This is a genomic window from Pseudomonas sp. 30_B, from assembly GCF_017491605.1.
GTDB lineage: Bacteria > Pseudomonadota > Gammaproteobacteria > Pseudomonadales > Pseudomonadaceae > Pseudomonas.
In genome coordinates, this window is sequence record NZ_JAFGYY010000022.1 from 70,233 (window position 1) to 84,503 (window position 14,271).

Annotated in this window: 13 protein-coding genes; 6 read left to right on the forward strand and 7 right to left on the reverse strand. The window is 65.6% G+C overall.

Annotated features, from left to right (window positions below; all coding sequences use genetic code 11):
• Positions 1–131: 131 nt before the first annotated feature.
• On the forward strand, positions 132–1,868 hold the full coding sequence (gene arnT, locus J5M67_RS21475; protein ID WP_207887344.1) for a lipid IV(A) 4-amino-4-deoxy-L-arabinosyltransferase: 1,737 nt from the start codon (positions 132–134) through the stop codon (positions 1,866–1,868).
• Between the two features lie 133 nt (positions 1,869–2,001).
• On the opposite strand, the gene J5M67_RS21480 is transcribed toward arnT, so the two are convergent.
• Together J5M67_RS21480 and J5M67_RS21485 are read right to left on the reverse strand one after the other, a co-directional pair.
• The gene (locus tag J5M67_RS21480) at positions 2,002–2,412 is read right to left on the reverse strand and encodes a YMGG-like glycine zipper-containing protein (RefSeq protein ID WP_207887370.1); all 411 of its coding nucleotides are present in this window, start codon (positions 2,410–2,412) and stop codon (positions 2,002–2,004) included.
• Between the two features lie 216 nt (positions 2,413–2,628).
• A complete protein-coding gene (locus J5M67_RS21485) occupies positions 2,629–4,212 on the reverse strand; it encodes an amidohydrolase (RefSeq protein WP_207887345.1) in 1,584 nt (527 codons plus the stop codon).
• A 131-nt stretch (positions 4,213–4,343) separates the two neighbouring features.
• Here J5M67_RS21485 and J5M67_RS21490 point away from each other — a divergent pair, with 131 nt between their 5' ends.
• The gene (locus J5M67_RS21490) at positions 4,344–5,282 is read left to right on the forward strand and encodes a LysR substrate-binding domain-containing protein (protein WP_207887346.1); all 939 of its coding nucleotides are present in this window, start codon (positions 4,344–4,346) and stop codon (positions 5,280–5,282) included.
• Between the two features lie 19 nt (positions 5,283–5,301).
• On the opposite strand, the gene J5M67_RS21495 is transcribed toward J5M67_RS21490, so the two are convergent.
• The 5 genes from J5M67_RS21495 to J5M67_RS21515 form a co-directional block, all read right to left on the reverse strand.
• Positions 5,302–6,414 (reverse strand): alkene reductase, encoded by a 1,113-nt coding sequence (locus J5M67_RS21495; protein ID WP_207887347.1) that lies wholly within the window; start codon positions 6,412–6,414, stop codon positions 5,302–5,304.
• A complete protein-coding gene (locus J5M67_RS21500) occupies positions 6,407–7,375 on the reverse strand; it encodes a TIGR03571 family LLM class oxidoreductase (RefSeq protein ID WP_207887348.1) in 969 nt (322 codons plus the stop codon). The genes J5M67_RS21495 and J5M67_RS21500 overlap by 8 nt, the downstream gene beginning before the upstream one ends.
• A gap of 5 nt (positions 7,376–7,380) precedes the next feature.
• The gene (gene dkgB, locus J5M67_RS21505; RefSeq protein ID WP_207887349.1) at positions 7,381–8,184 is read right to left on the reverse strand and encodes a 2,5-didehydrogluconate reductase DkgB; all 804 of its coding nucleotides are present in this window, start codon (positions 8,182–8,184) and stop codon (positions 7,381–7,383) included.
• A 146-nt stretch (positions 8,185–8,330) separates the two neighbouring features.
• Positions 8,331–8,813, reverse strand: a complete 483-nt coding sequence (locus J5M67_RS21510) for an SRPBCC family protein (protein WP_207887350.1) — start codon at positions 8,811–8,813, stop codon at positions 8,331–8,333.
• On the reverse strand, positions 8,797–9,240 hold the full coding sequence (locus J5M67_RS21515; RefSeq protein ID WP_368735948.1) for an ArsR/SmtB family transcription factor: 444 nt from the start codon (positions 9,238–9,240) through the stop codon (positions 8,797–8,799). The genes J5M67_RS21510 and J5M67_RS21515 overlap by 17 nt, the downstream gene beginning before the upstream one ends.
• Before the next feature lie 194 nt (positions 9,241–9,434).
• On the opposite strand from J5M67_RS21515, the gene J5M67_RS21520 reads away from it, so the two are divergent.
• The 4 genes from J5M67_RS21520 (at position 9,435) to J5M67_RS21535 (ending at position 14,251) form a co-directional block, all read left to right on the forward strand.
• Positions 9,435–9,959, forward strand: coding sequence for an RNA polymerase sigma factor (locus J5M67_RS21520; protein ID WP_207887351.1), 525 nt, complete (start codon positions 9,435–9,437; stop codon positions 9,957–9,959).
• A complete protein-coding gene (locus J5M67_RS21525; protein WP_207887352.1) occupies positions 9,956–10,804 on the forward strand; it encodes a FecR family protein in 849 nt (282 codons plus the stop codon). The genes J5M67_RS21520 and J5M67_RS21525 overlap by 4 nt, the downstream gene beginning before the upstream one ends.
• A 77-nt stretch (positions 10,805–10,881) precedes the next feature.
• Complete coding sequence (locus tag J5M67_RS21530) at positions 10,882–13,332, forward strand: TonB-dependent receptor (RefSeq protein ID WP_207887353.1); 2,451 nt, start codon at positions 10,882–10,884, stop codon at positions 13,330–13,332.
• Between the two features lie 367 nt (positions 13,333–13,699).
• Positions 13,700–14,251, forward strand: coding sequence for a hypothetical protein (locus J5M67_RS21535; RefSeq protein WP_243434806.1), 552 nt, complete (start codon positions 13,700–13,702; stop codon positions 14,249–14,251).
• Positions 14,252–14,271: the final 20 nt, after the last annotated feature.

Sequence of the window (14,271 nt, forward strand, 5' to 3'; positions counted from 1 at the left end):
TCACGGCTGTCTAGCTCTTTTCAGCCTGCGTCGTCCATCTGGGCGACGCCCTCAGCCCCAGCTAAGTTTCGCCTCGTAATCTCCTTCATCACGCCAACAAAGGCGCACGAGACCATCGAGGAACCGACCCGATGAAGGACATCACGCTCACGTCGCAGCGGGCTCCGAAATCGCATACCCCATCCATCCACGGCGCATTGCCGGCGGCGGCCTACCCGGCGCTGCTGATCGCCTTCGTGGTGTTTTTCCTGGCTCCGCTGGGCGCCCACGGCCTCTGGATACCCGACGAAACCCGCTACGCCCAGGCGGCCCAGGAACTGCTGAACAGCGGTAACTGGGTGGCCCCGCACTTCATGGGGCTGCGCTATTTCGAGAAGCCCATCGGCGGCTATTGGCTGATCGCCATCGGCCAGGCACTGTTCGGCGACAACCTGTTCGGGGCGCGCATCGCCTCGGCGCTGACCTCCGCCGCGACGGTGGGGCTGATCTGGCTGCTGGGCCGCCGGCTGTGGAACGACACCTGGAAGAGCTGGACCGCCAGCCTGCTCTACATGAGCTTCGGCCTGGCCGCCGGGCAGGCCGGTTATGCCAACATCGACCCGCAGCTGACACTGTGGCTCACTCTCGGCCTCGTGGCCTGCTGGTTCGCCCTGGAAGGCGACAACCCGCGGGAACGCTGGGTCGGCTGGGGCCTGCTCGGCGTGGCCTGCGCCATGGGTTTCATGACCAAGGGCTTCCTTGCCTGGCTGCTACCGGTGATCGTGGTCGCGCCCTACGCCGTGCTGCACCAGCGCTGGCGCGAGCTGCTCAAGGGCGGACCGCTGGCGGTCCTGGTGGCCGTGGCGCTGAGCCTGCCCTGGGCCATCCTGGTCCACCAGCGCGAAGCGGATTTCTGGCAGTTCTTCTTCTGGAACGAACATATCCGCCGCTTCGCCGGCAACAACGCGCAGCACGCCGCGCCCATCTGGTTCTTCGTGCCGCTGCTGTTCGCCGGCGCCCTGCCCTGGACCCTGCTGGTCGTGCCCGCATTGAAACGGGCCTGGGGCGAGCGCAAGGAGCGACGCACCGCCTTCCTGTCCCTCTGGTTCGCCATGCCCTTCCTGTTCTTCAGCCTGAGCAAGGGCAAGCTGCCGACCTACATCCTGCCGTGCTTCGTGCCGCTGGCGCTGTTGATGGCCAACAGCCTGGTGGACAAGCTGCGGCAGAACGACCTGCTCGCGCTTACCCGCAACGGGCTGCTCAACCTGGGCCTGGGTGGCGCCGCCCTGCTCGGCCTGATCGGCATCCAGGTCGTGCACCCGGTCTACACCCACCAGCCCCTACAAGTCGCCCTGGCCCTGGTGGTATGCCTGGCCTGGGCGGTCTGCGGCTTCATCCAGTGGAAGCGTCCGGTGCACTACTGGTTCGCCCCGGCGTTCGGCCTCTGGGTGCTGGTCGCGTTGCTGCCCGCGGCGATGCCCTTATCGGTGGTCGACAACAAGATGCCGGACACCTTCATCGCCCGCCATCTGGACGCCCTGAAGGCGTCGAAGACCCTGCTCAGCAATGAACTAGGCGCTGCATCGGCGCTGGCATGGCGGCTGGACCGCAGCGACGTAGACCTGCTCGACGTGCAGGGCGAGCTGCAGTACGGCCTCTCGTACCCCGACGCCGCGGATCGGAAAGTCACCACCGAGCACATGCCGCAATGGCTGGCCCAGCACACTGCCCAGGGGCCCGTCGGCATCCTCCTGAACCTTTCCGGAAAATCCGGCGGCGCCGTGCCGGCGTGGATACCGCCTGGCGCGGAGGTCTATCGGGAGAACAATCTGCTCATCGTGATTGCGAAGGCCCAGGCCAGCCCATCTGCGAACACACCCCAGGGCTGAGCCCGCCGCTGCGCCGGTTCAGGCAGAAAGTGCCGGACCCGCGCCAGGGGCAGCGACCGTCGCGGAGCGTTTTCTTCCCTGCAGCCAAACAACAAGGCCCGCGAAAAGCGGGCCCTTTGGCCAAGCACCCGACTTACTTGTGCTTATGTTTGTGCTTGTGGCTGGACTTGTGGTGGTCGTGGTTGTCGTCATCCGCCAGGTTGTTGCCAATGGCGCTGCCCGCTGCGCCACCCAGCCCGGCACCGATGGCGCCTCCGGTCGAGCCACCCACCTTGTTGCCAATCACTTGACCGCCTGCAGCGCCAAGGCCACCGCCGATGGCCGCTTCGGTTTTCTTGCCGTCCTTTGCCGACATCGCGCCCCCTGCGGCGCCACCGACACCCGCGCCGATCGCCGCGCCGGTGCTTCCACCCACCGCCTGGCCAACCACGCTTCCCAAGGCGCCACCGACGCCACCACCGACCGCCGTGTTGGTGGTTTCCCCGGCAATGACGCCCTGCGATGCCAGAACAGTGAATGCCAATGCAGCGAATGATCTGCGCATGATTCGAACCTCCAACTGTATACAAGAGGCAAAAGTCTGTAGCAGGTCAGGCTGCGGGACAACGCTTCCCAGGCGGTTCATGGACATGGATCAATCATCTGGCCGGGAAGGCGGCCGCTGGTCGGGCCAGAGGCCAAGGATTGCGCCGGCTCGTGGGGGCGAACGCCCGCCAGCGCCAGGCTCAAGGCCTGGCGCCGGTTCGATCAGACGCTGCGCTCACTCATCGTCGCGCGCGGGAATCCACCATTCCTCGCCCCGCACCGTGCGGATGTATTCCGGCCAGCGGAAGCGGTGCGGCACCTGGAAGTCCTTCGGCAGCAGCGGTGCCTGCCACTGCGTGCCACCGATGCCACCGCCGGTGCGTTCGTTGAACTCGCGGGTGGCCTCGGCCAGCAGGTCGGGCTCGGTGAACAGCTCGATCAGGGTGCTGCCGATGGTCTTCGACGCCACCTCGATCATCGGGTCGATGGTCTCGCGGATGCCGCCCAGCGCGTTGGCGACCCAGTCCGGGTAGGTGTAGCCGGCCGGCGCGCTGAGCATCGGCCGCGCCACGTAGAGGCGCACGGTCGGGCAATGCCAGGTGTACTCGGGGTAGTCGTCGGAGGTCAGGTACTTCTGCCAGGCCGGCATCTGCAGGCGCAGCTGACGCTCGCACTCCTGCGGCTCGATCAGGGCTTCGGTGGCCGGCAGGAAGGGTTCCTCCATCGGTTCGAGGCCGAGGTTGCTCTGGATCTCGCGGGCGACTGCAATCGCCGCTTCGCCCCAGGTCGGCGCACCGACCTGCGCCAGGTTGTCGTAGCAGGCCTGGGCCAGCGCGTGGTTGGCCAGGCCGCCACGGGACTTGCAGACCCAGGTTTTCTTCCACTTGCAGCCGGTGGCCATGGCGGCTGCGGCGGCGTTGTTGTCCATCACCGTGGAAATGGTCTCGGCCTGCTCGATGGAGTCGCAGCGCAGCAGGTACTGGATCTGCGAGATGTGCGGCGGCAGGTTGTCGGCGGTGGCCTGCCCTGCGGTAAGGATGGCTTCGTTGAAGCTCCACAGGCCGGTGAACGGCAGCGTCGAGCGGCGCAGGCTTTCGTTCAGGGTGTAGAAGTGCACCAGCGCATCGTTGGCGCCGGGAGCACGAGCCGCCAGGTGGTTCTGCGGAATCGGGCTGTAGCGGTCGGCGGCGATCCAGTTCTGCGGGTCTTCGCAGGTGAAGGTGTAGATGTACGAGTAGGCAATGCCGCAGTGAGTGTCCCAGGTGGTGGTGTTGTTCAGCGGCAGCATGTAGGTGGGGTGGAAGCTGACGGCCGCGTCGATGTCGTCGTAGTAGCCCTTGGCGGCATGCACCGGCTTGGAGGCGCGGAGCTTTTCCGCCGGCTCGCCGAAGAACTTGATGGTGCCCTTGACGCCGAATTCCAGCATCGCCGCCTTGGCCGCCAGCACGCCGCCCAGAGCGCTCATGCCCAGCGCGGAGTGCGGGTCGGTGTGGCCCGGCGCGTACTTCGACAGCCCCTCGCGCGGCATCTGCCGGGTGGCCGCCGCCTGGCAGTTGCCGGGCACCGCATCGTACTCGGCATAGGTGGCGAGCACCGGGCCCTCGCCATTGCTGAAGGTGGCGACGAAGGCGGTGGGCATGCCGCCGCTGCCCTCTTCCACCGTGAAGCCTTCCTTGCGCAGCAGTTCCACGTACCAGGCACAGGACTTGTACTCGCGGAAGGCCGGCTCGGCGAAATGCCAGATCACCTGGTGCCAGTCGGACAGCTGCTGGCGGTGCTCGTCGATCCATTGCTGGACGTAGGCCTTGAACTTCGACATGGCGGGCTTCCTCATCGTTGCCTGTTGTGGTTGTCGTGTGGCCTAGTATTGGTGAAGCAGAATTCACAACAAGCGAAACAATTTGGCTAGTTTGTCCAGATAGTTTCACCAATTGCCGACCAGGAAACCCCATGCACTTTCCCTCGATGACCGCCCTGCGCGCGCTGGATGCCGTGGCCCGGCTGGGCAGCGTGTCCGCCGCCGCGACGGAGCTGAACCTCACCCGCAGCGCAGTCAGCCACCGCATCGCGACCCTGGAGGAGCGCCTGGGCTTCGCCCTGACCGAGCGCACCGGACGCGGCGTGCGCCTCACCTGGCGGGGCGAGCGCTACGCCCGCGACGTGCGGCGCATCCTCGCCGAGGTACAACTGGCCGGCAGCAGCTTCGACGAAAAGCAGGTCATCGGCCGCCTCTGCATCAGTTGCAATCCGGGCTTCGCCACCTACTGGCTGTGCCAGCACCTGGGCGACTTCCTCGCGCAGTACCCGCAGGTGCAACTGCACGTGGTCACGCCCCGCACACCGCAGGACACCAGCGCGGCGGAGGCCGACCTGTTCATCGCCTACGGCACCGGCGACTGGCCCAACCAGATCGTCGAGCCCATCGTCGCCCTGCACTTCTTCCCGGTGTGCAGCCCGCGGCTGCTCAACGCCCGCAACGGCCTGAAATCACCGGGCGACCTGGCCGGCCAGACGCTGCTGCACATGAACGACTTCGCCGACTGGCGCCTGTGGCTGGGCGCGGTCGGCGCGCGGGACATCGAGTTCACCTCCGGCGTGCTGTTCGCCGACGCCACCAGCACCATCGCCGCCTGCATCGCCGGCCAGGGCGTGGCCATCGGCGACAACCTGCTCAGCGGCGACGCCCTGAGCCGTGGCCTGCTGGTGCGCCCTTTCGACATCACCATCCAGTCCAACCGCGGCTACTTCCTGGTGACCGACCCGCTGAAGGCCGAGCGGGCCGTGGTGAAGGCCTTCAGCGAATGGCTCAAGGCCCGTGTCGCCAGCACCACCCAGAGCGCCATCGACCTGGACCAGCCGCCGCTGGCGTTCCCGCAGGAGAACCCGTGAGGCGGTGACACGGCCCGGGTCATTGGACGGCCAGGCGGGGGTAATCGGTGAGGCCAACGGCGCCGCCGCCGAACAGGGTTTCGCGCTGGTGCGCATTGAGCGGCGCGCCCTGGCGCAGGCGTTCGGGCAGGTCGGGGTTGGCGACGAAGGGCCGGCCGAAGGCGATCAGGTCCGCCCAGCCTTCGTTCAACGCTGCATTGGCGCGTTCGGCGGTGTACTTGCCGGCGTAGATCAGGGTGCCGGGGAAGACTTCGCGCAGGCGCCGCTTGAATGCCAGCGGCATGTGCGGGGCGTCGTCCCAGTCGGCTTCGGCGATATGGATGTAGCCCACACCGATCTCGCCCAGCAGGCGCGCGGCGGCCAGATAAGTCGTTTCCGGGTCGGCGTCGACGCAACCGTTGAGGGTGGTCAGCGGCGCCAGGCGGATGCCGACGCGGCTCTTGTCGCCGGTGCCTTCAATCAGCGCCCGGGCCACTTCACCGAGGAAGCGCAGGCGGTTCTCCAGCGAGCCGCCGTACTGGTCAGTGCGGTCGTTGGCGTTGGAGTCGATGAACTGGTTGACCAGGTAGCCATTGGCGGCGTGCAGCTCGACGCCATCGAAACCGGCAGCCATGGCATTGCGCGCGGCCTGGCGGTATTCGTCGACGATGCCCTGGATTTCCTCGGTCTTCAGTGCGCGCGGTTTAGAAGCCTGGACGAAACCGGGAGTGCCGTCGGTCTCGGCGACGAAGACGTTGACGCCTTCGGCCTGCAGGGCCGACGAGGACACCGGGGACTGCCCGTCGAGCAGGCTGATGTGGCTCAGCCGGCCGACATGCCAGAGCTGGGCGAAGATGCGCCCACCGGCGGCGTGTACCGCCTGGGTGACCTTGCGCCAACCGGCAACCTGGGCCGGCGAATGGATGCCCGGCGTCCAGGCGTAGCCCTTGCCCAGCGGGGAAATCCAGGTGCCCTCGCTGACGATCAGGCCGGCGCTGGCGCGCTGGGCGTAGTACTCGGCCATCAGCTCGTTGGGCACGTCGCCCGGCTGGCTGGCGCGGGAACGGGTCATCGGCGGCATGACGATGCGGTTGGGCAGTTCGAGGCCGCCCAGGGCATGGGATTGGAACAGCGGGGATGCATTCTCAGACATTGCAAATCTCCTCCAGCGGCGCGACCGCCGTGGTCGATTGGGCATGGAATTCGGGCAGCACGTACTCGGCGATCTCGTGCAGGGTCTCGTCGAGGGGCCGCAGGTTGCGCCGCAGTTGCAGGCCGACGTGGTCGACGCCGGCGGCACGCAGCGCGCGCAGTTCGGCGGCCAGCGCGTCGCGGCCGCCACGGAAACCGAAGCGCCAGCGCCGCAGGGGCTCGTCGGCGCGCTCGGCCAGGTCCAGGTGGATGAAACTCGAATAAGGCTTGGCCCCGGCCACCGCGCGCCAGTTGGCGACGCGGCGCTGGTGGTCCTCCGGCGTACCGGGATAGGCCAGGCAGCCGTCCAGGTTCGCACCGATCCAGTCCGGGCTCTGCTGCGCCAGCCCCGCCACCAGCAGCGGCAGCGGTGAAGCCGGCGCCGGCAGCACGGCCATGCCTTCGGGCAGGCTCGACCGCGCGGCATCACGCAGCAGTGCGATCTGCTCGCGGAAGTTGCCGCCGCGGCCTTCGAAGTCGCGGCCGAACAGCGGGTATTCCACCGGCCGGTCGCCGCTGGCCACGCCGAGCAGCAGGCGGTCGCCGCTCAGACGTTGCACGCTCGCCGCCGACTTCAGGGTCAGCAGCGGCTCGCGGATCGGCAGCACCACGGCGGCAGTGCCGAGCAGGATGTCGCGGGTCACGCCGGCCAGGTAGCCGAGGTAGGAAAACACCTCGAAGACCTGGGCGGCGTCGCCGAACGACGGGTCGTAGAGCGGGACGTCGCGCACCCACAGGGCCCGGAAACCGAGGCGGTCGGCCAGTTGGGCAAGCATCGCGTGCTGCGCCAGGTCCGGCTCGCCGTGACGGCGGCCGGCCTGTTGCCGTGCCCGTTCGCCGGCGGGCGTCCAGTCATTGTCCAGCGGGGCTTCGAGGCCGACGCTGAAGCCGCCGGCGGTCAGGCGATCAAGGGGTGCGGACATGGCGATCAATCCCAGATCGGAGCCAGGCCTTCCGGGCTGACTTCACGGCCGTTGCGTTCCAGCGTGGCGATCTTCGCCATGTCGTCGGCATCCAGGCGCAGCTCCTGGGCGAGCAGATTGCTGGCGAGGTTCTCGCGACGTGTCGAGGACGGGATCACCGCATAACCCAGCTGCAGCGCCCAGGCCAGGGCGACCTGCGCGACGGTGGCGTTGTGCTTGGCGGCGATCTCGGCCAGCAGCGGGTCCTTCAGCACCTTGCCGTAGGCCAGGGTCATGTAGGAGGTGACCTTGATGCCCTGCTCTTTCAGGAAGGCGGTCAGCGCCGGGTTCTGCAGGTAGGGGCTGAGCTCGATCTGGTTGGTGGCGATCTCGCCCTCGCCCACGGCGGCGATGGCCTGGCGGGTCAGGTCGATGTTGAAGTTGGAGATGCCGATCTGGCGGGTCAGGCCCAGCTTCTTGGCCTCGGCCAGCGCGGCCATGTATTCGGGCAGCTCGACGCCATTGCCCGGCGCCGGCCAGTGGATTAGGGTCAGGTCGACGTGATCGGTGCGCAGCTTGGCGAGGCTGTCGCGCAGGCTGGGGATCAGTTTGTCGGCGGCGTAGTTCTCCACCCAGATCTTGGTGGTGAGGAACAGCTCGGAGCGCGGTACGCCGCTCTCGGCAATGGCCTGGCCGATGTCGGCCTCGTTGCCGTAGATCTGCGCGGTGTCGATGGTGCGGTAGCCCAGCTCAAGCGCGGTGCGTACCGAGTCGATGACAGCTTGGCCAGTCAGACGGAAGGTGCCGAGGCCGAAGGAAGGAATGCTCATGTTTGGGGCTCCAGGAAGGTTGATCGGTTCCAATGGAGCCCAGTCTGCCGGCTTCGCCTTGTGCGATTAAGACGCCGGCACGGCAAAGTCTTTTGACTTCAAATCATGAGTAGCCTTCCAGCACGTGAAAGCAGCGCAATAACTGATCAACCCAGTGTGGCGGCGAAAGCTTCGAGCTGGGTGATGACGGTGCCCCAGCCCTCGAAGAAGCCCATCTCTTCATGCTTTTCCCGTGAGGCGTCGTCGGGGTGCATGACGTGGGCGGTATAGCGGCAGCCGCTGCCTTCGTCGGTCATGCTGATGATCGCGGTGAAACCCATCCAGGGCGTGTTCGGCCGCCAACCTTCGGTGAGCATCGAGGTGAACACCAGGCGCTCGCCGGGCACGACTTCAAGGAAACTGCCGGGGTTGTCGCTGACACCGCCGTCCGGCCCCTTCATCAGGGTATGGAAGGCGCCGCCGGGCTTCAGCTCGAAGGCCAGAACCTCGGTGGTCCAGGGCTTGGGGCACCACCACTCCTTGAGCAGCGCGGGGTCCGACCACGCACGCCACAGGGCGCTGCGTGGGGCGTTGAGTACGCGGGTGATGATCAGGTCGCGCGAGTCGGCGCGTTCAGCATTCCGGGTCATGGTCCTGCTCCTTTTGGTGAAGTTGTTCGACGAATTCGGCCATGCGGTCCGAGCGCGCTTCCCACAGGGCGCGCTGCTCGGCGATCCACTGCTCGGCCTGTACGAGCCGTTGCGGCACCAGCTCGCAGGTGCGGGTCCGGCCTTGCTTGTGGCTGCGGATGAGTCCGCTGCGTTCAAGCACCGTCAGGTGCTTCATGAAGGACGGCAGCGCCATGTCGAACGGCGCCGCCAGGGTCGACACCGGCTGCGCGCCGAGACCGAGCGCGCCGATGATGGCGCAGCGGGTGGGGTCCGCCAGCGCATGGAAAACATCGCTGATTGCCGCTTCATAGTTAGCCATATGGCTAACTATAGTCCAGTGGCGGGCTTTGCCAAGGACTTTCTGCAAGCCCTGCGGAAAGTCGGAGGGATTGATTTCCCGGTTCACGGTGCATGGAGTCGGTCCCAACGCAATCGTGCAACTACCAGCAGACGGCAACTTCAGACCCGAAGCGAAGGTTGGTCGCCTGGCCGGGCGAATGTTCGACTATCGCTTGGAGATAGGCAGCACTTAAATCGCAACTGTTTCTCATTTACAATCGCCCACTTTCTTCGGAGCCAGCCTCCTTTTCCGGGTGCATTGTGTCGTTCGATTCCGCCAAGCCTACGCTGCTGTCCACATTGGTTCGTCACTACGACGAGCTCGTGGATCACATTCGCCGGCGCTTCGGCGACAAGGGCATGGCGCGCGAGGTTGTGCATGATGTCTGCGTGCAGTTGCTGGAGCGCGGAGAGAAAGAGGATGTCCACACGCCCCTTGCCTTGTTGCGGAAAATCTCCCACGACACTGCCGTGAGCCGCTATCGTAGCGACCGCCGCCGAGCCACCTGGGTGCAAGCTGTCCCCGAGCTCCCCGACGTGGCCTGTACGGCGGCAACTCCGGTCAGCCGATACGAGGCCGAGCGGGAGTTCCAGCTGCTCGTCGATGCCATCGCAGGCCTTCCCCCCCGCTGCCAGGCAGTCTTTGTGATGCACAAGATCCACGACATTCCCCAGGCAGAAGTCGCCGAGCGCCTCGGTATCTCCATCAAGACCGTGGAAAAGCATCTGCGCCTGGGGCTGACGGCTTGCAGGGAATTGCTTGGCCGCAACGAGGTACGCGCATGACTCGGTCGCCCTCGGAGAACTCCTCGCAGGCCCCGCTGGATGAGGCGCTGGGACGCCATCGTGAAGAGCTGAAGAAGCTGTTTCCGCTTCCCTCGCCCAAGCCGAAACCTCGCAAATCGAACAAGGCCGCCGGTACTGCCCTGTTGCTCGCAGTGGCCGCCGGGGCACTGGCCTGGCTGAACCCGGCCTACAAGAGCGAGAGCTTCAGCACCGCCATCGGCGAGCGGCGTGCGGTCGTACTGGACGATGGCAGCACGCTCCTGCTCGACAGTGGCAGCCATGTCGATGTCAGCTGGCACCTGCGCAGTCGCCAGGTCGATCTGCACTCGGGACAGGTGCTCTTCGATGTGTCCCCGGCCCTGTACCGCCCCTTCGTGGTGTCCGCGGGCTCGACGCGCGTCCAGGTGCTCGGAACCCTGTTCAATGTTCGTCGCCTGGATGACGACAACGTCCGTGTGACCCTGGCCAGGGGACGTGTCGAAGTCGACGGAGAAAACGCAGCACAATCGCCCGTCTTCCTCACGCCGGGGCAGCAGGTCGATTCGATTCGCGGGCAACTGAAGCTGGTCGCCAAGGTGGACCCGTCCACTGCAATGGCCTGGAAAGATGATCGAATCGTGTTCGAGCAGACGCCCCTGGGCGAAGCGGTGTCCCTGCTGCGCCAGTATCGCCGGGCGCCCATTCTCATGAGCGACCCGAGCCTGGCCTCCCTGAAAGTAACCGGTGTCTTCGAGGCGCATAACGCCGACCTGCTGCTCGACCTGCTGCCGAGCATCCTGCCCGTTGTCGTCCTGCGGCAAGGGGACGGCGCCGTTCAGATCCAAGGCAAGTCCATAAGAAAATAATTCTCAAACGCAGGTAGGGTTTCTCGACTCCCACGGCGGCTATCCAGGAATAGCCAACCTGCAAAGGAAAACGAGAAGTGCATTTTTCCCTCCGGAGTCGCCACCTGCGCCTGTCATTGCTCGCCAGCGGCCTGCTTACCGCGATGTCGGCCCAAGGCCAGGAAAAGGTGGACGTGGATCTGCCTGCCGCCCCGCTTGGCCAGGCCATCAACGCTCTTGCGCATCAGTCCTCGGTACAGATCATCTTCGCAGGCGATCTGGGCGCGGGCCGGCAGGCACCTGCGGTAAAGGGTCGTTTCACACCGGAGGAAGCACTTCAGCAACTGCTCAGGGACAGTGGCCTGCACGTGCAGGCCAAGGACTCGCATACCTTCATCATCGTCCCATCCAGCCAGGCCCAGGAGACATCGGCGGCCTCTCCGTCGCCCCGGAGCGAACCCCTGGAAATGGAGCAGATGGAAATCACCGCCTCACGTACCAGCAGCGACCTGGTCTCTGCGACGCGGCAGTCCACCGTCATTGAGCATGCCCAGCTTGAGGAACTGCGTCAGGGCTCGGAAAGCCTGGCCACCGTGCTGGCCAAGGCGGTTCCGGGCATGTCCGATTCCAGCCGCACCGTCACCGAATACGGGCAGACCCTGCGCGGGCGCAGCATGCTGGTCATGGTCGATGGCGTCCCGCTCAACACCAACCGCGACTCCTCACGCAACCTGGCCAACATCGATCCGGCGCTGATCGAGCGGGTCGAAGTCATACGCGGCAGCAGCGCCATTTACGGCAGCGGCGCCACTGGCGGCATCATCTCCATCACCACGCGTCCCGCCGGTGGCGAGAATCGTGCAGAAACCAGCCTCAGCGCCACTTCCCCGCTTACCCGTCTGGGCAAAGATGGGCTGGGCGGGCAGTTCCAGCAGTACTTCGCGGGCTCCCAGGGCGCGGTGGATTACTCGTTCGATTTCGGCACCCGCCATATCGGTGCCTCCTATGATGCCCACGGCGACCGCATTGCGCCGGAGCCGAGCCAGGGTGACCTGTTCGACTCGAACATCTATAACATCGGCGGCAAGCTCGGACTGCACATCGACGAAGACCAGCGTGTGCAGCTCGCGGTCAGCCATTACGACGCCCGCCAGGACACGGACTACGCCACGGACCCCAGTGTCGCCAAACTGCCGGCAGGCTCAGTTCCCGCCAACGCCATCAAGGGCCTGGAACTCGATGAGCAGAACCGCATCCGCAACACGCTGGTGAACCTGGAGTACGAGAACCTCGACATTCTCGGCAGTCGGCTCTCGGCGCAGATGTACTACCGGGACTACTTCACCCGCTTCACCCCGTTCGATGCCCGCGCGGTTGCAACCCGCGGCGGCAACGTGGACCAGGTGATGCAGAACAGCGAAGTCTTCGGCAGCCGTCTGACCCTGCGCACTCCGCTGGGTGAAAGCGGCAATACCGAACTGGTGTGGGGCGGCGACTACAACCAGGAGCGCAGCGACATGCCGCTCGACGTGTTCGACCCGGCGGCCTATGACGCCAGTGGCGGCCTGGTCTTCGACAAGACCGGCAAACTCACCTACATGCCGCCGCTCAAGACCCGCAGCGCCGGCGCATTCGCACAGTTGCAGCATCGCTTCGACGAGCACTGGTCCGTTGATGGCGGCCTACGCTACGAATACTCCACCGCCCAGTTCGATGACTTCGTCCCGTTGTCCGAGTCCAAGGCCGCCGCCCCCGTGGCCGTCAAAGGGGGCGACATCAACTACGACGCGGTGCTGTCGAACCTCGGCATCGTCTATTCGCCGGTGGCCGGCCAGGAAATCTATGCCTCCTTCAGCCAGGGCTTCCAGCTTCCGGATGTGGGCATTCAGTTGCGCAATGCCCGCCGAGGTTTCGACATCGACTCCTCGAACCTGGAACCGGTCAAGACCAACAACTACGAGCTCGGCTGGCGCGGCGCCATTGGCAGCAACACGCTGGGCACCCTGGCGCTGTTCTACACCACCTCCAAGCTGGGCGACGTGCAGAGCTTCAACAATGGCCTGATTCTCACCCGCACCCAGGAGCGCATCTACGGTGCCGAAGCCAGCGCGGACTGGCTGACGGACGACGAGGTGTGGGGCGCAGGCGGCAGCGCCACCTGGATGCGCGGACGTGAAAAGCCGGATGGCAAGGACTGGCAGGACATGACGGGCTACCGCGTTCCGCCGCTGAAGCTGACCGCCTACGTCCAGTACCAGCCGACCTCGGACTGGAACAACCGTCTGCAGGCCACCTTCTTCGACTCCAAGGACTATCGGCTTGATGGCGTGGAGAGCTTTGGTCGCCATGAGGTGGACACCTACACGACGGTGGATCTGATCAGCCAGTACCGGGTCACTCCCGATGACCAGCTGAGCCTCGGAATACAGAACCTGTTCAATCGCGACTACTACCCGCTGTACAGCCAACTGCTGCGCAATAACAACAACACCAGTCACCTGCCCGCCCCGGGTACCGTGCTGACTGCCAGCTATACGCACAACTGGTGAGGCAGTGCATCGTCATCGGGCTGGCGGCGGCTCGCCAGCCCGATGACTTTGCATCCGTTGCTGTTCCTTTTTTGCTTCCGGCCGATTGCGGCTCTCGGCCGGTCGAGTCCACAACCCAAGCGGACACCGAGCCTTTCCCGCACCTATTTTCCGTCGCAGCCCGTCCACCTCGACGCAGCCTCCTTTCGTCATGGAGATAACCTCTCATCGGATAAATCAATTACGGCATTTTTATATGCCTAAATTGATTTTGCAGTATCACCGACCCTCAGAGGCTACCGTCATGAAAATCGGCTCATCGATACTCTTCGCCCTCGTCACCCTGCTCTGCGCCCCGACCTTCGCAGCAACCGCCACCCACTCCGGGATGGCCGCGACATCCACTGCCGCGCAGGACAACCGCCTGGCCCTGCGCGACCTGTGGGGGGAGCACATCTTCTGGATTCGCGACTACGTGCAAGCCAACCAGAACGGCGACAAGGCCCAGGCCAAGGTCGCCGCCGAGCAGGTGGTGGCCAACGCCACGACCATCGCCAACGCCATCGCGCCGCTCTACGGCCAGCCCGCCGCCGACCAGTTGCTCAAACTGCTGGCCGGCCACTGGACGGCCGTGAAGCACTACAGTGACGCCAGCGTCGCCAAGGACGCCGCCGGGCGCAAAGCCGCCATCGCCGACCTCACCAGCAATGCCGGCGCCATCGCCAAGTTCCTTTCCTCGGCCAACCCCAACTTGCCCGAAAAGGACCTGGTAGCCATGCTCAGCACCCATGGCGCCCAGCACATCGCCCAGATCGACCAGTTCGGCGCCCACGACTACGCCGGCGAAGCCAGGACCTGGGACGCCATGCGACATCACATCCTGATGCTCGCCGACGCGCTGAACGGTGCGCTGGTCAAGCAGTTCCCGGACAAGTTCTGAGCGAGGTAAGCGAATGCTTC